Annotated in this window: 15 protein-coding genes; 11 read left to right on the top strand and 4 right to left on the bottom strand. The window is 67.1% G+C overall.

Annotation, left to right across the window (positions count from 1 at the left end; genetic code table 11):
* Positions 1 to 24: 24 nt before the first annotated feature.
* Positions 25 to 1,596, top strand: coding sequence for an NAD(P)/FAD-dependent oxidoreductase (locus Q0W90_RS02025; protein ID WP_297594078.1), 1,572 nt, complete (start codon positions 25 to 27; stop codon positions 1,594 to 1,596).
* A 7-nt stretch (positions 1,597 to 1,603) separates the two neighbouring features.
* On the opposite strand, the gene Q0W90_RS02030 is transcribed toward Q0W90_RS02025, so the two are convergent.
* Positions 1,604 to 1,945, bottom strand: a complete 342-nt coding sequence (locus Q0W90_RS02030) for a hypothetical protein (RefSeq protein WP_297594079.1) — start codon at positions 1,943 to 1,945, stop codon at positions 1,604 to 1,606.
* Entirely contained in the window at positions 1,942 to 3,492 is a 1,551-nt protein-coding gene (locus tag Q0W90_RS02035; protein WP_297697392.1) for an MBL fold metallo-hydrolase, read from the bottom strand. Before Q0W90_RS02035 ends, Q0W90_RS02030 begins: the two co-directional genes overlap by 4 nt.
* A gap of 187 nt (positions 3,493 to 3,679) precedes the next feature.
* Between Q0W90_RS02035 and Q0W90_RS02040 the strand changes: the two genes are divergently transcribed.
* Genes Q0W90_RS02040 through Q0W90_RS02055 form a run of 4 tightly spaced genes read left to right on the top strand, consistent with a single transcriptional unit; the run spans position 3,680 to position 6,853 of the window.
* Complete coding sequence (locus Q0W90_RS02040) at positions 3,680 to 4,447, top strand: 1-acyl-sn-glycerol-3-phosphate acyltransferase (RefSeq protein ID WP_297594081.1); 768 nt, start codon at positions 3,680 to 3,682, stop codon at positions 4,445 to 4,447.
* Positions 4,448 to 4,453: 6 nt separating this feature from the next.
* Positions 4,454 to 5,221, top strand: a complete 768-nt coding sequence (locus tag Q0W90_RS02045; RefSeq protein ID WP_297594082.1) for a lysophospholipid acyltransferase family protein — start codon at positions 4,454 to 4,456, stop codon at positions 5,219 to 5,221.
* Between the two features lie 14 nt (positions 5,222 to 5,235).
* Positions 5,236 to 6,021, top strand: coding sequence for a 1-acyl-sn-glycerol-3-phosphate acyltransferase (locus Q0W90_RS02050; protein WP_297594085.1), 786 nt, complete (start codon positions 5,236 to 5,238; stop codon positions 6,019 to 6,021).
* Between the two features lie 19 nt (positions 6,022 to 6,040).
* Positions 6,041 to 6,853 (top strand): HAD family hydrolase, encoded by an 813-nt coding sequence (locus Q0W90_RS02055; protein WP_297594125.1) that lies wholly within the window; start codon positions 6,041 to 6,043, stop codon positions 6,851 to 6,853.
* 2 nt (positions 6,854 to 6,855) lie between these two features.
* Here the strand turns inward: Q0W90_RS02055 and Q0W90_RS02060 are convergent, their stop codons facing one another.
* Both Q0W90_RS02060 and Q0W90_RS02065 read right to left on the bottom strand, forming a co-directional pair.
* Positions 6,856 to 8,553, bottom strand: a complete 1,698-nt coding sequence (locus Q0W90_RS02060) for an LGFP repeat-containing protein (RefSeq protein ID WP_297772921.1) — start codon at positions 8,551 to 8,553, stop codon at positions 6,856 to 6,858.
* A 128-nt stretch (positions 8,554 to 8,681) separates the two neighbouring features.
* A complete protein-coding gene (locus Q0W90_RS02065) occupies positions 8,682 to 9,668 on the bottom strand; it encodes a PirG (protein WP_297594087.1) in 987 nt (328 codons plus the stop codon).
* 253 nt (positions 9,669 to 9,921) lie between these two features.
* On the opposite strand from Q0W90_RS02065, the gene glf reads away from it, so the two are divergent.
* The 6 genes from glf (at position 9,922) to ag85A (ending at position 17,905) form a co-directional block, all read left to right on the top strand.
* Positions 9,922 to 11,148, top strand: coding sequence for a UDP-galactopyranose mutase (glf, locus tag Q0W90_RS02070; RefSeq protein ID WP_297594089.1), 1,227 nt, complete (start codon positions 9,922 to 9,924; stop codon positions 11,146 to 11,148).
* A gap of 55 nt (positions 11,149 to 11,203) precedes the next feature.
* Complete coding sequence (locus Q0W90_RS02075; protein ID WP_297697390.1) at positions 11,204 to 13,090, top strand: glycosyltransferase; 1,887 nt, start codon at positions 11,204 to 11,206, stop codon at positions 13,088 to 13,090.
* A complete protein-coding gene (locus Q0W90_RS02080; RefSeq protein ID WP_297772901.1) occupies positions 13,083 to 13,643 on the top strand; it encodes a phosphatase PAP2 family protein in 561 nt (186 codons plus the stop codon). Before Q0W90_RS02075 ends, Q0W90_RS02080 begins: the two co-directional genes overlap by 8 nt.
* Complete coding sequence (locus Q0W90_RS02085; protein WP_297594100.1) at positions 13,627 to 14,544, top strand: decaprenyl-phosphate phosphoribosyltransferase; 918 nt, start codon at positions 13,627 to 13,629, stop codon at positions 14,542 to 14,544. Before Q0W90_RS02080 ends, Q0W90_RS02085 begins: the two co-directional genes overlap by 17 nt.
* Positions 14,531 to 16,522 (top strand): terminal beta-(1->2)-arabinofuranosyltransferase, encoded by a 1,992-nt coding sequence (gene aftB, locus Q0W90_RS02090; protein ID WP_297772903.1) that lies wholly within the window; start codon positions 14,531 to 14,533, stop codon positions 16,520 to 16,522. The genes Q0W90_RS02085 and aftB overlap by 14 nt, the downstream gene beginning before the upstream one ends.
* Positions 16,523 to 16,861: 339 nt before the next feature.
* Positions 16,862 to 17,905, top strand: a complete 1,044-nt coding sequence (ag85A, locus tag Q0W90_RS02095) for a diacylglycerol acyltransferase/mycolyltransferase Ag85A (RefSeq protein WP_297594106.1) — start codon at positions 16,862 to 16,864, stop codon at positions 17,903 to 17,905.

Raw genomic sequence — 17,905 nt, forward strand, 5'->3', positions numbered from 1 at the left:
AGCCTCCTTTTCGGAGGGCAGGACATGACTGGTTATGACGCGATCGTTATCGGAGCAGGACATAACGGGCTGACCGCGGCCGTGCTGCTGGCCAAGGCCGGACTGCGGACGGTGTGCCTGGATCCCAAGCTCTACGCGGGCGGGATGGCTTCCACCGTGGAGCTTTTCGACGGGTACCGGTTCGAGATCGCCGGCTCGGTGCAGTTCCCGACGTCACAGGTGGTCGTCGACGAGCTGGGCCTGGACACCATCCCGACGATCGAGCTGGACGTGATGTCGGTGGCGGTGCGCGGCGTCGGTGACGATCCGCTGGTCCAGTACAGCGACCCCATCAAGCTGTTCACCCACCTCAACGAGGTGCACGGGGCCGACGCCGTCAACGGAATGGCGGGGCTGATGGCGTGGAGCCAAGGCCCGACACGCGCGCTGGGCCGGTTCGAAGCCGGAACACCGCCCAAGAGCATCGACCAGATGTACGCCTGCGCCACAAACGAATTCGAGCGCGCGGCGATCGATGACATGTTGTTCGGCTCGGTCACCGACGTGTTGGACCGGTATCTGCCGGACCGCGAGAAGCATGGCGCGCTGCGCGGTTCGATGACCGTGCTGGCCGTCAACACGCTGTACCGCGGCCCGTCTACGCCGGGTAGCGCGGCCGCGCTCGCCTTCGGCCTCGGCGTTCCCGACGGCGACACCATGCAGATGAAGAAGCTGCGCGGTGGCATCGGCGCGCTCACCGCGCACCTGTGCGACGTGCTGGAGAGCCACGGCGGCGAAGTTCGGTTGCGCACCAAGGTGACCGAGATCCTCGTCGCGGACGGGCGGGTGACCGGGGTGCGAACCGAGGCGGGCGAGACCCTGAACGCCCCGATCGTCGTCTCCGGCATCGCCCCGGACATCACCCTCAACGAGATGATCGACCCGGGCGCGCTGCCCGCCGACATCCGGGAACGCTATGCGCGCATCGACCACCGCGGCAGCTATTTACAGATGCACTTCGCGCTGGACGAGGCCCCCGCCTTCGCCCCGCCGTACGAGGCCCTCAACGAGCCGGCCATGCAGGCCTCGATCGGCCTGTTCTGCACGCCGGAGGAAGTCCAGCAGCAATGGGAGGACGCTCGGCGCGGGATCGTTCCGGCCGACCCCACGGTGGTCTTGCAGATCCCCTCGCAGAACGATCCGGACCTCGCCCCGGAGGGCAAGCACGCCGCGTCCGCGTTCGCGTTGTTCTTCCCGATCGAGGGCGACCCAAACAGGGCAAGCTACGGGCAGGCGAAGATCGAAATGGGTCAGCGGGTGATCGACAAGATCACCCGTCTCGCACCGAATTTCGAACGCAGCATCATCCGGCACACCACCTTCACGCCCAAGCACATGGGTGTGATGTTCGGCGCGCCGGGCGGCGACTACTGCCACGGCCTGTTGAATGCGAACCAGATAGGCCCCAACCGGCCCGGCCCGAGGGGTTTCCTGGGCCAGCCGATCCCGATCGACGGCCTGTACCTGGGTAGCGCGGGCTGCCACGGCGGGCCCGGGATCACGTTCATCCCGGGCTACAACGCGGCGCGGCAGGCGCTCGCCGATCGGGACCGTTGAGCGGCCGCTAACCGCGCGAGCTCAGCAATTCGTCGAGCAACGCGGTGAACTCGTCCGCGCGCGCCGGCGTGAACGCGGGGGTGGGCCAGGTCCCCGGCACGTCCAGGGTGATCAACGTCGACCGCAGCGGCCGTTGCACGTCCAGGGGAAGCCAGCGGCGAAAGTCCGAGCTGCCCCAAACCCGGAACCGCTGCGTGAAAAGCCCCAGCTTTTCGGCTTTGTACCCGCGGATCGTGTCGAGCGCGATGACCTTCGATGTGCCCGACGGAAAGTGGTAGCGGCGCAGCGTGATCGCCGCGCGATCCAGCTGAACCAGGCCGTCATCGTAGGAGCCGTAGGAGTCGTTCACGCCCGGCGGCTCCGCAGTTGGTGTCCCCGTGCGGTCAGGCAGCGCCCGTCGTCCAATCGCCACTGCCACCCATGCAGGTTGCAGGTCAACGTGTTTCCTTCCACCACACCAAACTTCGAGAGGTCAGCCTTGAGGTGTGGACAACGGCGCTGAATCTCCCAGCCATCCAGTGTGACCGACGCCGAGTCGTCGTGGGTTTCGCCGAACCAGCCGTCGGCGTAAGCGATCCGTTCGCCGGTCAGGCACTTGAAGAAGGTGTAGAGGTATTCGTTGTAGCCGCCGACGCGCCATGCCCTGAAGCGGGTGGACAAGAAGATCGTGTTGACCCAGTCCGGCTCGTGATCGCGCAGCACGGTGCGCACCAACTCCGGCGCGATCTCGAAGCCGTAGCGGACCTTCTCATCCGGAATCCGCTCCCGCACCGCCCGTTTCGGGAAGTCCAGGATCACGGTCTCGGGGCCGAGCACCAGTTCGACGGGGTAGCCGATCCCGTCGCAGATCTCGTCGCTTTGCGACATGATCGGCTCGAACAGGGCACGCAGCGGTTCCAGGAGCGGCTCCCCGGCCGCGGGGGCCCAGCTGGCCCGTTCCGCGGCGACGACGGGCGCCATCCGCTCGGCGTACTCGGCGATGTAGCCGGCCTTGCCCGTGGTGAAGATGGCCTCGACCTCGTCGGTGGGCAGCGGGTGGTGCAGCGAATGCAGGGTGGATCCGGTGAAGTCGGCGGCGGATCCGGGGATCATCAGCAAGCCGCCGTCGTGCCCGTGCGTGCGCATCTGGTCCAGGAACACCATTTGATCCGGGAAGATGTTGGCTGGATCCCCGTGGTCGTCGTTGAGGTGGCGTAACTCCGGATCCAGGAAGCAGGGCGGGCCCGCTGAGGGGATTACCCACGCCGCCCCGACCTGGGCGAGGTATTGGCGGGCGCGGTCCATCTGCCGCTGCCGCTTCTGGACGCCGAACGACTCCTTGGCGCGGGCGGGCATGTCGTAGACCATCGGGTACCAGATGGCCCCGGAGTACTGCAGCAGGTGCACATCGATGTGCCCGAACTCGCACGCCAGCACGTCCAGGTCGACCGGGCGGGCGTCGTTCATGTTGAAAACCGTTGTCGCGCCGTCGGAAACCAGCAGTGCCGAATCGCCGATCGGGCCGTCGGCGGGGGCCCGGAGGGCGATGATCATGACGTCGAGGTCGCCCTTGGGGCCCTCGACCCGATGCTTGACCGAATTGCTGGTCTCGAAGAATCGGTGAAAGCCCAATTCCTGCAATGCATTTCGCAGATCTGGCACCGGAAATTCCGGCAGCAGGACGGTCGCGTCCTTGTTGACGTGCTCGGCCAGGTTCTTCGCGTCGAAGTGATCCTTGTGCAGGTGCGACACATACAGGTAGTCGCAGGCGCCCAAGCTGTCCCAGTCCAGCGTGCTGTTGTCCGGGAACGGGAACCAGGATGTGAAGTAGGCGGGATTGACCCAGGGGTCGCAAAGGATGCTGCCTGCCTGGGTCTCGATCAAGAATCCGGCGTGGCCTACGCTGGTGACCTGCACTAATGCCTTTCCGCGGAACGCTGGTGGACCGATTCGGTCTCGGCCGACGATGACGGTTTTCAGTCCCCGAGCTTAGCGCGAGGCACCGGGTCGGGCTCGGTGCCGCAGCCGGCTGGTCCCGGGCCGGCGGTGCGGATTTTCGGCACCGGGGGCCACCGCGCGGTCCGGAGCACTAGGCTGATGAGCTGTGGAACCGGTTTACGGGACTGTCATTGCACTGGCCCGCTTGGTATGGCGCGTGCAGGGCCTGAAGATCACGGTCGCGGGCGTGGAGAACCTACCGACAAGCGGCGGTGCGGTCATCGCGATCAACCACACCGGCTACCTGGACTTCACTTTCGCCGGGTTGCCCGCCTACAAGCAGCGCCTGGGTCGCAAGGTGCGATTCATGGCCAAGCAGGAGGTGTTCGACCACAAGGTCACCGGGCCGATCATGCGCAGCCTGCGGCACATCTCGGTGAATCGGCAAGACGGGGCCGCCTCCTACGAGGCCGCCGTCCGGCACCTGAAAGACGGTGAGCTGGTCGGGGTTTATCCCGAAGCCACCATCAGCCGCAGCTTCGAGATCAAGGAGTTCAAATCGGGGGCCGCCCGCATGGCGGTCGAGGCCGGGGTACCGATCGTCCCGGTGATCGTCTGGGGCGCCCAGCGCATCTGGACCAAGGACCACCCGAAGAAGCTGTGGCGGCCGAAGGTGCCGATCATCGTGCTGGTGGGCGAGCCGATTGAGCCGACGTTGGCCATCGAGGAATTGAGGGGCCTGCTGCGCTCCCGGATGCAGCACCTGCTGGAACGCGCGCAGGAGATGTACGGACCGCATCCTGCCGGGGAGTTCTGGGTGCCGCACCGGTTGGGCGGGGGCGCCCCTTCGCTGGCGGAGGCCGCCCGGTTGGAAGCTGAGGAGGCAGCCGCGCGGGCGGCTCGTCGTGCGAAGTCCACAGGGGCGCCGGAGTAGTGATCGATGGTGGAGCCGACCTTCCGCGCGCTGGAGCTTCTGGCCCAACTGGTTGTGGCGGCCACCGGCACCAAGATCACCTACAGCGGCGAGCAGCATATTCCCGAGCGGGGCGGCGCCGTGGTGGCGATCAACCACACCAGCTATGTCGACTTCTTGCCGGCCGCCCTGGCCGTACACCGGCGGGAACGACGCCTGCGATTCATGATCAAGGCCGAGATGCAGCGGGTGAAAGTGGTCAATTTCCTGATCAAGCACACCCGTGCCATCCCGGTGGACCGCGGCGCCGGCGCGGGCGCCTACGCGATCGCCGTGCAGCGACTCCGTGAAGGTGAGCTGGTGGGCGTGTATCCGGAAGCCACGATCAGCCGCAGCTTTGAGCTCAAGGAATTCAAGACCGGCGCCGCCCGGATGGCCATCGAAGCGGACGTCCCCATCGTCCCGGTGATCGTCTGGGGGGCACACCGAATCTGGACCAAGGACCACCCACGTAAACTGGGCCGAGCCAAAATACCTGTCACTGTGCAGGTAGGCGCACCGTTGCCGGTGCGCGAAGACATTGCGCAGACCGACGCTGCCCTGCGCGACTCGATGACCACGTTGCTGCACCAGGCGCAACAGCGCTATCCGAGCGATCCCGGGGCGTACTGGGTGCCGCACCGGCTGGGCGGAGGAGCCCCGACCCGGGCGGAGGCCGCGCGGATCGAGGCCGACGAGGCGGCCGCCCGATCGGCCAAGAAGGCCGCCGAACAGGCCGAACGCCCGTCGCAGTAGGCGAAGGAGAAGAAATGCCCGAGGGGTTCTACCGGTTGGCCGAGTGGATCGTGCCGCCGATGGTCGCCATGCAGGGAACCAAGTTCACCTATCAGGGCCTCGAGAACATCCCCGAGCGGGGCGGCGCCCTGCTGGCCCAGAACCACACCAGCTACCTGGACTGGCTGCCCACGCTGCTGGCCGTCCGGGAGCGGCGGCGGCGCGCGTACTTCATGATCAAGGCGGAGATGGCCGACGTGAAGGCGGTCAACTACGTCATCAAGCACGCCCGCCTGATCCCGGTGGATCGCAAGTCGGGACACGACGCCTTCGACGCGGCGGTGCAGCGCATGCGCGAGGGCGAGCTGATCGGGACGCACCCCGAGGCCACCATCAGCCGCAGTTTCGAACTGCGGGAATTCAAGACCGGGGCGGCACGCATGGCGCTGGAAGCCCAGGTGCCGATCGTCCCGGTGATCGTGTGGGGCGCCCATCGGATCTGGCCCAAGGACCATCCGAAGAAGGTGCTGCGCAACAAGGTTCCGATCACCGTGGTCGCCGGGCGGCCGCTGCCACCGCTGGGCACGCCCGAGCAACTCAACGCGGTGTTGCGCGAGGCGCTCAATACCCTGCTGTACCGGGTGCAGGAGGAATATCCGCACCCGAAGGACGAATTCTGGGTGCCGCGCCGATTGGGCGGTGCGGCGCCCACCCAGGACGATTCCCGAGCGATCCGGTTGTCGGAGTTGCAGGACCGGATGCAGAAATACGGAACCGACGGCGTCACGCGACCGGGGCAGACCCAAAGCGGATTGCATTGAGCGGTCGGGACCGATGACGATGAAGCCGACGCTCATCGCCTGCGACGTCGACGGCACCCTGTTCGACGACGACGAAAAGATCACGCCACGCACCCGCGACGCCATCCGCGCCGCGGTGGACGCCGGCGCACAGTTCGTCGTGGCGACGGGGCGCCCGCCGCGGTGGATACGTCCCGTGGTCGACGCGCTCGGCTTCGCCCCCATCGCCGTGTGCGCCAACGGCGCCGTGATCTACGACTCCGCGACCGACCGGGTGGTGTCGACGCGCACGCTGTCCGTCGACACCCTGGCCGAACTGGCGGAGCTGGCCACTCGCGTCATCCCCGGCGCGGGGCTGGCCGTCGAGCGAATCGGCGAACGCGCCCATGACACGGCGACTCCTCAGTTCATCAGCTCGCCGGGCTACGAGCATGCCTGGCTGAACCCGGACAACACCGAGGTGTCGATCGACGACCTGCTCAGTGCGCCGGCGATCAAGCTGCTCATCCGCCGGGCGGGGGCCCGCAGCTCCGACATGGCTGCCGAACTGGCCAAGCACGTCGGCATCGAGGGCGACATCACCTACTCCACCAACAACGGCCTGATCGAGATCGTGCCGCTGGGGATCAGCAAGGCCACCGGTGTGGACGAGATCGCCAGGCCGTTGGAGATCGCCCGCGACGAGGTGGTGGCGTTCGGTGACATGCCCAACGACCTGCCGATCCTGCGCTGGGCGGGCCATGGCGTGGCCATGGGCAACGCCCATCCCGACGTGCGGGCCGCCGCCGACGAGGTCACCGCCGCCAACAATGACGACGGGGTGGGACGGGTGCTCGAACGCTGGTGGCTTTAGCCTCAGGTCGCCGCCGGGTGCGTCGGCAGGGAGAAGTGTTCGGCCGGTACCGTTGGGCCGCTTGGTAATTGGGTGGCCAGCGACGTCGTGATACCGTCTACGACTTCGGTGACGTTACCGGTCAGCCGCTCGAAGTTCAGCGTGCCATGCTGAAAATTCTGCGTAATCTGCAGTGGTTCTTGTATTTCCGCACTGGTGGGCAATCCGAGCGGCCCGCGTTCGTAGCTCTGAGAGCCCCAGGCGTCGTAGATGGCGCCGGTGACAGGTTGAGGGCCCGTCTCGGGTGACCAGTACATCGCGCCCCGGCCGAAAGTGACGAAGCGCGCGTCACCGGCGGCACTGTCTTCCGGTGAGGTCGGCGGACCCAGCACGCTGTTCATCCCGCCGATCGCCTGCCAGTGGTCATAGATCGCGCCACCCTGCAGTGCCTCGATCAACTCCTCCGGGGGGTCGTTGAAATGCGATGCGATATCCCGTATTTCGTCCATCAACGCGTAGGCGGCGTTGCCAGGGCAGTCGGTGTTCCCGACGTCGCGGTGGGTGAAGATGGTCGGAAGCGTCGCGATGGAGCCGGCCGGAAAAGTGGTGTAGTGGCTGCCGGCCGACTCCAGTTGCACCGCGCCCTTGGGGTCCACGCCGTCCATACTCAACCGCCAGCCGAGTAGCCGGCCCACGGTGCGCAGTTGGATCGGTGTCGGGGGCACGTCGTCGAAGTTGCCGATCATCGACACGCCCCAGGTGTTGCGGTTGAATCCGCCGGTGTGGAACGCCTCGACCGCTTTGGCGAGTCCGCCTGCGCTGCCCTCGAACACCTGGCCGTACTTGTCGACCAGCGCGTTGTAGGCGATGTCGCACCAGCCCAGCGTCTTGCTGTGATAGGTGTAGATGGCCTTGACGATCCCGGCTGATTCCAGCGGGGAATAGTCGTTGCTGCCCGCGGTGTGGTGGACGACCGCGGCGCGAATCCCGTTGTCGTACTGCGGGCTACCGCATCGCAGCGATTCGTCGGCGCCCCATTCCGCCCGGCTGATGATGGGGGGCGCTTGCCCGGGCATCACCACGCCGGACGGCGGTGTCCACTGTGTTTGCGCCGGCGCTTGCGGCGGGGAGATGAGGACGGCGGAGATGTTCTGTCCGAAGGGCTGTTCCCTGGATGCCGGTTTGTATCCCAAGTCCCTCTTGTCGCTCGGGGGTGCCGGAGGCGGTCCCCCGCCAGCGGGAGGTGCCCCCAGGGTCGCCGGCGCATCGAGCGGGCGGGTGACCGCGATCTGGACCGTCGTCGTGGTGCCGACGAAGACGGGATCCGTGCCGCGCGGCCCCTCCGTGACGCCGGCGGGGTGGTTTGACCTCGCCGAGTCGTCACCGCCCGTTCGAGACGTCGGGTCGGGCGCCGCGGTTTCATACTCGGTCTGATACCAGGGTCCCCACGAACCGTCGGGACGCTTGGCGCGCACGCGCGTCGACGTGCCGGCCAGGTCGCCGGTCAGCGCGACCAGAGAAAAAGGAGTGTCCTGACTGATTTCGCGAACCGTGACACCGGCACTCAGCCCCACCAGCGGCTGCTCGACGAGTCGGGTGCCGCGCTCCGGCGGCGGGCCGGAGGTGCCGCGATCGCGTGTGTCCCCCACCCACGAGACGATGACGACGGTCGCCGCGATGGCGGTGAGCAACATCGTCGGGGCACGACTACGAGACACCAGGCGATGTTACGTGTGTTTCTGATGTTATCTATGAGACGACACGAGGTTGGGCGAGGCCGAATCCTCGGAAAAATCGACGGCACCGCAGATGATTCTGCGGTGCCGTCTGGTGGAGGGTTTGCGAAAGGTCAGACCGGAGGCAGTACCGGTACCGCGCCGGCGGCCGCCGGCAGCGCACCCGCGGCGGCCGGGAGAGCTCCCGCCGCAGCGCCCGGCAGGGCACCCGCGGCGCCCGGCAGTGCACCTGCGGCAGCGCCCGGCAGGGCACCCGCGGCCCCGCCGCCCTGCATGCCCTGCGTGATCGCAGGCATCACCAAGCCCTTGAGCAGGTCGATCGCCTGACCGGCGCCCAACTGGTTGGCGGCTTGCATCACGTCGTTGACCAGCCCGCCACTGGCGCCGGAACCCGAGCCACCGCCCAGGCCGGTGGTGCCACCGATGGGCGAACCGTTACCGAACGTCGACGGGTCGCCGAGGATCGGGTAGGTGCCGCCGACACCCGGGTCCAATCCGGCCCCGGAGTCGATCGGAACTTCGGTCGGAGACAGGGTCGGGCTGCCCAGCCCCGGTGCGACCCCCGCCGGGCTGGTCAGCCCGGGGTTGGAAAGCGCCGGGTTGAGCCCGGCGCCCGGGGTCGCGACCCCCGCGCCCGGGGTGGTCGGCAACGCACCCGGGGCGGTGAGCCCGGGCGTCATGGGCGCCATGCCCGGGTTGGTCAGGCCGGGGCTCGTCAGGCCGGGGCTCGTCAAACCGGGGCTCGTCAGGCCGGGGCTCGTCAAGCCCGGATTGGTCAGGCCCGTCGTCCCCAGGCCGGGGGTTCCGAGGCCTGGAGTGCCCAGGCCGGGGCTGGCGAGACCGGGTGTGGTCGCACCCCCGTTCAAGGCGGGCACCGGGGGCATGTTGATCCCGAACTGCGACAGGCCCTGCGATAGCGCGCCCATCAGCTCGCCGGGCAGGTCGCTCATCACCGCGGCCTGCTTGAACTCGTGATGCTCGGGCGCTTTGTTGTCGGCCGTCGATTCGTAGACAAGGAAGTATGCGCACGGACTCGCCACTGCCAGGGCGGCAACCGCGCTCATGGCTGTCGAGAGCTTGCGTCGGCGTCGGTTCGGCACGGAAGTCTCCTCTATCTGACTATGTGTTTGTGTCGGCGGTCCCGCCGGTCCTATCTGGCAGGAACCACACACAGTCGATGGTACGAGTGGGGGACCTGTTACTAGAGTGGTGATATTGAATCGTGAGGCAATTGCGACCAGGACTGTGATCGCGGATCCCGGACGCCCCAACGGCCGTGGATAAAACGGCCGGGCCTCTCTCTGGCCTCGCCAAATGGGTTAGGGCGACGGGGTCAGATACCCTAAGCAACCGATGACCGCTCGTTTCGATCTTTTCGTCGTCGGCTCTGGATTCTTCGGACTGACCATTGCCGAACGCGTGGCTACCCAGCTCGGGAAGCGTGTACTCGTTGTGGACCGCCGCCCGCACATCGGTGGCAACGCCTATTCGGAAGCCGAGCCGCACACCGGCATCGAGGTCCACAAATACGGCGCCCACCTGTTCCACACCTCCAACAAGAGGGTCTGGGACTACGTGCGGCAGTTCACCGACTTCACCGACTACCGGCACCGGGTCTTCGCCATGCACAAGGGGCAGGCCTACCAGTTCCCGATGGGGCTGGGCCTGGTGTCGCAATTCTTCGGCAAGTACTTCACCCCCGACGAAGCGCGCAAGCTCATCGCCGAGCAGGCCTCTGAGATCGACACCGCCGACGCGCAAAACCTCGAGGAGAAGGCGATCTCGTTGATCGGCCGCCCGCTCTACGAGGCTTTCGTCAAGGGCTACACCGCCAAGCAGTGGCAGACCGACCCCAAGGAACTCCCGGCCGCCAACATCACCCGGCTACCGGTGCGCTACACCTTCGACAACCGCTACTTCAGCGACACCTACGAGGGTCTGCCCGTCGACGGTTACACGGCCTGGCTGCAGAACATGGCCAGCGACGACCGCATCGAGGTCAGGCTGGACACCGACTGGTTCGACGTGCGCGAGCAGCTGCGCCAAGAGTCCCGGTCGGCCCCCGTCGTTTATACGGGCCCGCTGGACCGCTACTTCGACTACGCCGAGGGCCGGCTGGGCTGGCGCACCCTCGACTTCGAGCTGGAGGTGCTACCCATCGGGGATTTCCAGGGCACACCGGTGATGAACTACAACGACCCCGACGTGCCCTACACCCGCATCCACGAGTTCCGCCACTTTCACACCGAGCGCGACTATCCGGCCGACAAGACCGTGATCATGCGGGAATACTCGCGGTTCGCCGAGGACGACGACGAGCCCTACTATCCGATCAACACCGAGTCCGACCGCGCCGTGCTGGCCGCGTATCGAGCCAGGGCGAAGTCCGAAACCGCTTCGTCGAAGGTACTTTTCGGCGGCCGGCTGGGCACCTACCAGTATCTCGATATGCACATGGCCATCGCCAGCGCACTGAATATGTACGACAACGTCCTCGCGCCGCACCTGCGAGACGGCGCATCGTTGACGGAAACCCAGAACAAAGAGGAAGGCGCGCGATGCGCGCCGACGAAGAATTGAGAGGGGTAGCGATGAGGTGGGGGTTCCACCCGCTTGTGGGGGAGAGTGGCGCCTGATGACTGCCGTGAGCCTGCTGTCCCGGATCATCCTGCCGCGTCCCGGCGAGCCGCTCGACGTGCGCAAGCTGTATCTGGAGGAGTCGACGACCAACGCCCGGCGGGCGCACGCGACGAGCCGCACCTCGTTGGAGATCGGCAAAGAGTCCGAGGTGTCGTTCGCCACGTACTTCAACGCGTTCCCGGCCAGCTACTGGCGGCGCTGGTCGATCTGCAAATCGGTGGTGCTGCGGGTCGAGCTGACCGGAACCGGGCGCGTCGACGTGTACCGGTCGAAGGCCACCGGGGTGCGGATCTCGGTGGAGGGCCGCCAATTCGTCGGCACCGACGACCAGCCGGCCGTCGTCGAGATCGAGGTGGCGCTGCGGCCGTTCGAGGACGGCGGCTGGATCTGGTGCGACATCACCACCGACAGCGCGGTCAACTTGGTGAGCGGCGGCTGGTATGCGACCGAGCCCGCTCCGGTACCGGCCAACATCGCCGTCGGCATCCCGACGTTCAATCGTCCCGCCGACTGTGTCAACGCGCTCGCCGACCTCACCGCAGATCCCTTGGTGGACGAGGTGATTGGTGCGGTGATCGTCCCGGACCAGGGCGTCCGCAAGGTGCGCGATCACCCGGACTTCCCGGCGGCGGCGGCGGGTCTGGGCGATCGCCTGTCGATCCACAACCAGCCCAATCTCGGCGGTTCCGGCGGCTACAGCCGGGTGATGTACGAGGCGCTGAAAAACACTGACTGCCAACAGATCCTGTTCATGGACGACGACATCCGCATCGAGCCGGACTCGATCCTGCGGGTGCTGGCGATGCACCGTTTCGCCAAGACGCCGATGCTCATCGGCGGTCAAATGCTCAACCTGCAGGAGCCGTCACACCTGCACATCATGGGCGAGGTGGTCGACCAGTCGAACTTCATGTGGACCGCCGCGCCGCACGCCGAGTACGATCACGATTTCGCCGAATTCCCGTTGAGCGACAAGAATCCTCGGAGCGCGCTGCTGCACCGTCGCATCGACGTCGACTTCAATGGCTGGTGGACGTGCATGATCCCGCGGCAGGTCGCCGAGGAGCTGGGCCAGCCGCTGCCGCTGTTCATCAAATGGGACGATGCCGAATACGGTCTGCGCGCCGGCGAGCACGGGTATCCGACCGTCACGCTGCCCGGCGCGGCGATCTGGCACATGGCCTGGAGCGACAAGGACGACGCCATCGACTGGCAGGCCTACTTCCACCTGCGCAACCGGCTGGTGGTCGCCGCGCTGCACTGGGACGGTGACATCACCGGGTTGGTTCGCAGCCACCTCAAGGCAACGCTGAAACACCTTGCTTGCCTTGAGTATTCGACGGTGGCTATCCAGAACCGGGCAATCGATGACTTCCTCGCCGGGCCCGAGCACATCTTCTCGATCCTGGAATCCGCGTTGCCCGAGGTGCATCGCCTGCGCAAGGAATACCCGGACGCGGTGGTGCTGCCGGCGGCGAGCGAACTGCCGCAGCCGCGCTACCCAAGCAAGGCGATGAAGCCGCCGGTGAACCCGGTGTCGATCGGCTACCGGCTGGCCCGCGGAATCCTGCACAACATGACCAAGGCCGACACCGATGCCCACGGGAGCCCGGAGTACAACGTGGCGACCCAGGATGCGCGCTGGTTCCGGCTGTGCACGGTTGATGGCGTGACGGTGACGACGGCCGACGGGTGTGGCGTGGTCTACCGGCAGCGGGATCGGCGAAAGATGTTCTCGCTGTTGTTCGAATCGCTACGCCGTCAGCGTCAGCTGCTCAGCCGGTTCGATGAGATGCGCAACACGTACCGCGACGCGCTGCCGGTGTTGTCCAGCAAGCAGAAGTGGGAGACGGCGTTGCTGCCAGCTGCAGAACATGCCTGAGGCCGCTGCTGCAGAGGCGCCGCGCGGTGAGGTGGCCGCGCTGGTCGCCGTCCAGGCGGCACTGGGCGATCGCCCCGGAGCGCTACCGGTGGCGCGCGCGCTGTCCCACTTCGGCGAGCACAGCATCGGCTGGGTGGCCGTCGCCCTGCTCGGCGCGGCCCTTTCGCCGACGCGGCGCCGGGACTGGCTGGCGGCCGGGGCCGGAGCGTTCGTCGCCCACGCCGCCGCCGTCGTCGTCAAGCGGATCGTGCGGCGCAAGCGGCCGCATGACCCGGCCGTCGTGGTGAACGTCGGCACACCCAGCCAGCTGAGTTTTCCGTCCGCACACGCCACTTCCACCACTGCCGCCGCGATTCTGATGGGCCGGATCACCGGTCTGCCGCTGCCCGCGGTCGTGGTGCCGCCGATGGCGTTGTCGCGGATGTTGCTGGGTGTGCACTATCCCAGCGACGTGGCCTGCGGGATCGCGCTGGGTGCCGTCATCGCGGCGTTCGCGCGCCGCGTGGGACAGGTGCAAGAGGTTGTAAGAGGTGAGAATGACCGAGGAAACTGAGGAAGTGGTGGCCGGACCACCGACCAACCTGGTCGCCGGGGTGATCAAGGCCATCCGCCCGAGGCAATGGGTCAAGAACGTGCTCGTGCTGGCCGCGCCGGTGGCCGGGCTGGGCAGCGGAATTCGGTACGACTACGGGCAGATGCTCACGCAGGTGGGGCTGGCATTCGTGGTGTTCAGCCTGGCGGCGTCGGCGGTGTATCTGGTCAACGATGTGCGCGACGTCGAGGCCGACCGCGAACACCCCACCAAGCGGTTCCGCCCGATCGCGGCGGGCGTGGTGCCCGAGTGGCTGGCCTACCTCCTGGCGGTGGTGCTGGGTGTGGCCTCGCTGGGCATCGCGTGGGCGGTGACGCCGAACCTGACGCTGGTGATGGCCGTCTACCTCGGCATGCAGCTGGCGTACTGCTTCGGTCTCAAACACCAAGCGGTGCTTGATATCTGCATCGTGTCGTCGGCGTATCTGCTTCGCGCCATCGCCGGCGGCGTGGCCACCGAAATCCCGCTGTCCCAGTGGTTTCTGCTCTCGGCGGCGTTCGCGTCGCTGTTCATGGTGGCCGGCAAGCGTTACGCCGAACTGCAATTGGCCGAACGCACCGGCGCGAAGATCCGCAAATCGCTGGAGAGCTACACCAGCACCTACCTGCGGTTCGTCTGGACCATGTCGGCCACCGCGGTGGTGGTCTGCTATGGCCTGTGGGCGTTCGAGCGCGACCACCACTCGGGCTCCTGGTTCGCGGTGTCGATGGTCCCGTTCACCATCGCGATCCTGCGCTACGCGGTGGACGTGGACGGCGGGCTGGCCGGGGAGCCCGAAGACATCGCGCTGCGGGACCGGGTGCTGCAGCTGTTGGCGGTGGCGTGGATCGCGACAATTGGAGCCGCCGTTGCCTTCGGTTAGCCCCGAACTGCAGGCGCTCAAAGCGCGCATGATGCGCAGCCGGCCGGTGATCAGGCGGCCCGGCTGGCCGGTGTTCCCCTACACGGCCGTGGTGCGGGTCAGCCTGTGGATCAGCGTGGCGGTGGTCGCCGTCCTGTTCGCCTGGGGCGGCTGGCAGCGGCGGTGGATCGCCGACGACGGACTCATCGTGTTGCGCACCGTGCGCAATCTGTTCGCCGGCAATGGGCCGGTTTTCAACCAGGGCGAGTGGGTGGAGGCGAACACCTCCACCGCGTGGACGTACCTGATGTACGCCGGCAGCTGGGTCGGCGGCCCGCTGCGCATGGAATACGTGGCTTTGGCTCTGGCACTGGTGCTTTCGGTGCTCGGCGTGGCGCTGCTGATGCTGGGCGCCGCGCGGTTGTATGCGCCGAGCCTGCGCGGCCGCAAGGCGATCATGTTGCCCGCCGGGGCGTTGGTTTACATCGCGCTGCCGCCGGCGCGTGACTTCGCCACCTCCGGCCTGGAGAGCGGTTTGGCGCTGGCCTACCTCGGGCTGCTGTGGTGGATGATGGTCTGCTGGGCGCAGCCGGTGCGCAACCGCGCGGACAAGAAGGTGTTCGTCGGTGCGCTGGCGTTCGTTGCCGGGTTCAGCGTCCTGGTTCGGCCCGAGCTCGCGCTGATGGGCGGCCTGGCGCTGATCATGATGCTGGTCGCGGCCCGGACCTGGCGGCGCCGCGCGCTGATCGTGGCCGCCGGTGGTGTGCTGCCGGTCGCCTACGAGATCTTCCGGATGGGCTACTACGGCCTGCTGGTGCCCGGCACCGCACTGGCCAAGGACGCGGCCGGGGACAAGTGGTCCCAGGGCATGATCTACCTCTCGAACTTCGACGGCCCGTATGCGGTGTGGATCCCGGTGGTGCTGCTCGTGCCGCTCGGCGCCCTGCTGTTCGCCGCCCGGCGGCGGCCGTCGTTCCTGCGCCCCGCGCTGGCGCCCGACTACGGCCGGGTAGCGCGGGCGGTGCACAGCCCGCCGGCGGTGGTCGCGTGGGTCCTGGTCAGCGGTCTGCTGCAGGCCCTGTACTGGATCCGGCAGGGCGGCGACTTCATGCACGCGCGGGTGCTGCTGGCGCCGCTGTTCTGCCTGCTGGCCCCAGTGGCCGTCGTCCCGGTCATCGTGCCCGACGGCCAGGACTACTCGCGTGAGACCGGTAACTGGGTGGCCGGCGCGGCGACGGCGTTGTGGCTGGGGCTGGCCGGGTGGGCACTGTGGGCGGCGAATTCACCCGGCATGGGCGATGACGCCACCCACGTCACCTACTCCGGGATCGTCGACGAACGGCGCTTCTACGCCCAGGCCACCGGTCACGCGCATCCGCTGACCGCCGCGGACTATCTGGGCTATCCGCGGATGGCGGCGATCCTGACCGCCCTGAACAACACTCCCGACGGAGCGCTGTTGCTGCCGTCGGGCAACTACATCCAATGGGACCTGGTGCCGATGGCTCAGCCCGTTCAGTCCGCGCCCGGCGGTGCCGCCGACAAGTCGCCGCAAAAGCCCCAGCACGCAGTGTTTTTCACCAACCTCGGCATGGTTGGCATGAATGTCGGGCTCGACGTCAGGGTCATCGATCAAATCGGATTGGCAAACCCACTGGCGCAACACACACAGCGGCTGAAGCACGGCCGCATCGGGCATGACAAAAACCTGTTCCCGGACTGGGTGATCGCCGACGGCCCCTGGGTGAAGGTGTATCCGGGAATTCCGGGCTACCTGGACGCGCAGTGGGTCGCCGAGGCCGTCTCCGCGCTGCAATGCCCCGATACGAAGTCGATGCTCGGTTCGGTGCGCGCGCCGATGAACCCCCACCGATTCCTGTCCAACGTGCTGCACTCCTTCCAGTTCACCAAGTACCGCATCGACCGGGTGCCGCGTTACGAACTCGCCCGGTGCGGGCTACCGATACCCGAAGAAGCCCCACCGCCACCTCGCGAGTAAGCGCTGCGCAGAAGAAATTTCGGCAGACCCCGAACCAATCGCTGCCCGCCGGCCGCGAAAAAATGGCAGCAACATCACATTTGGCCCTTCACCAGCTGGCAATGCTGGCCAAGCACATGTGAAAACATCGCCTCTTCTACACGTGTTCGACATGAAAACCCCTGGGTAGGTGGGCCGCTCGACGGTTCGCGGGCTCGCCTCGATGCGACCGAATGGTGCGAGGTGTGGTTGACTACACGGGCACTGCTGCGCTTCGCGCGTAGGCAGTTCGACCCAATCAAGAAAGCGGCCGATCGGACGAATGCGCCGAGAGGCCGCAAGAAGGATGAGGAAGCAAGGATGACGCTTGTCGACAGATTGCGCGGCGCCGCGGCGGGTATGCCGCGCCGGCTCGTGGTGGCGGCCGCTGGTGCGGCCCTGCTATCGGGCCTGATTGGCGCCGTCGGGGGCTCGGCGACCGCCGGTGCCTTCTCGCGCCCGGGTCTGCCGGTGGAGTACCTGCAGGTTCCGTCCGCCGGAATGGGCCGCGACATCAAGGTTCAGTTCCAAAGCGGTGGCGCGAACTCGCCGGCGTTGTACCTGCTCGACGGTATGCGCGCGCAGGACGACTTCAACGGCTGGGACATCAACACCCCGGCGTTCGAGTGGTACAACCAGTCCGGCATCTCGGTTGCCATGCCCGTGGGTGGCCAGTCCAGCTTCTACTCCGACTGGTACAAGCCCGCCTGCGGTAAGGCCGGCTGCACCACCTACAAGTGGGAGACCTTCCTGACCAGCGAGCTGCCGGCGTATCTGCAGAGCCAGAAGCAGGTCAAGCCGACCGGCAGTGCCGTCGTCGGTCTGTCGATGGCGGGATCGTCGGCGCTGATCCTGGCCGCCTACCACCCGGAGCAGTTCGTGTACGCCGGCTCGCTGTCGGCGCTGCTGGACCCGTCGCAGGGCATGGGCCCGTCGCTGATCGGCCTGTCGATGGGTGACGCCGGTGGTTACAAGGCCGCCGACATGTGGGGCCCCAAGGAGGACCCGGCGTGGGCGCGCAACGACCCGTCGCTGCAGGTGGGCAAGCTGGTCGCCAACAACACCCGCATCTGGGTGTACTGCGGTAACGGCAAGCCGTCCGACCTCGGTGGCGACAACCTGCCCGCCAAGTTCCTGGAGGGCTTCGTGCGGACCAGCAACCTGAAGTTCCAGGACGCCTACAACGGCGCCGGTGGTCACAACGCGGTGTGGAACTTCGACGCCAACGGCACCCACGACTGGCCCTACTGGGGCGCGCAGCTGCAGGCGATGAAGCCTGACATGCAGTCGGTGCTGGGCGCCACCCCGGGCGCAGGCCCGGCCACGGCCGCCGCTGCCGGTAACGGAACCGGTCAGGGCACCTAA

It is taken from the genome of Mycobacterium sp. (genome assembly GCF_025933915.1).
Lineage (GTDB): Bacteria > Actinomycetota > Actinomycetes > Mycobacteriales > Mycobacteriaceae > Mycobacterium.

What these genes read in the sequence shown, in the direction of transcription:
- Q0W90_RS02075 (WP_297697390.1), top strand. Translation starts at nt 11,204, where the DNA reads ATGACTGCCGTGAGCCTGCTGTCCCGGATCATCCTGCCGCGTCCCGGC.
- Q0W90_RS02085 (WP_297594100.1), top strand. Translation starts at nt 13,627, where the DNA reads ATGACCGAGGAAACTGAGGAAGTGGTGGCCGGACCACCGACCAACCTG.
- Q0W90_RS02025 (WP_297594078.1), top strand. Translation starts at nt 25, where the DNA reads ATGACTGGTTATGACGCGATCGTTATCGGAGCAGGACATAACGGGCTG.
- Q0W90_RS02080 (WP_297772901.1), top strand. Translation starts at nt 13,083, where the DNA reads ATGCCTGAGGCCGCTGCTGCAGAGGCGCCGCGCGGTGAGGTGGCCGCG.
- glf (WP_297594089.1), top strand. Translation starts at nt 9,922, where the DNA reads ATGACCGCTCGTTTCGATCTTTTCGTCGTCGGCTCTGGATTCTTCGGA.
- Q0W90_RS02045 (WP_297594082.1), top strand. Translation starts at nt 4,454, where the DNA reads ATGGTGGAGCCGACCTTCCGCGCGCTGGAGCTTCTGGCCCAACTGGTT.
- Q0W90_RS02050 (WP_297594085.1), top strand. Translation starts at nt 5,236, where the DNA reads ATGCCCGAGGGGTTCTACCGGTTGGCCGAGTGGATCGTGCCGCCGATG.
- Q0W90_RS02055 (WP_297594125.1), top strand. Translation starts at nt 6,041, where the DNA reads ATGAAGCCGACGCTCATCGCCTGCGACGTCGACGGCACCCTGTTCGAC.
- ag85A (WP_297594106.1), top strand. Translation starts at nt 16,862, where the DNA reads ATGACGCTTGTCGACAGATTGCGCGGCGCCGCGGCGGGTATGCCGCGC.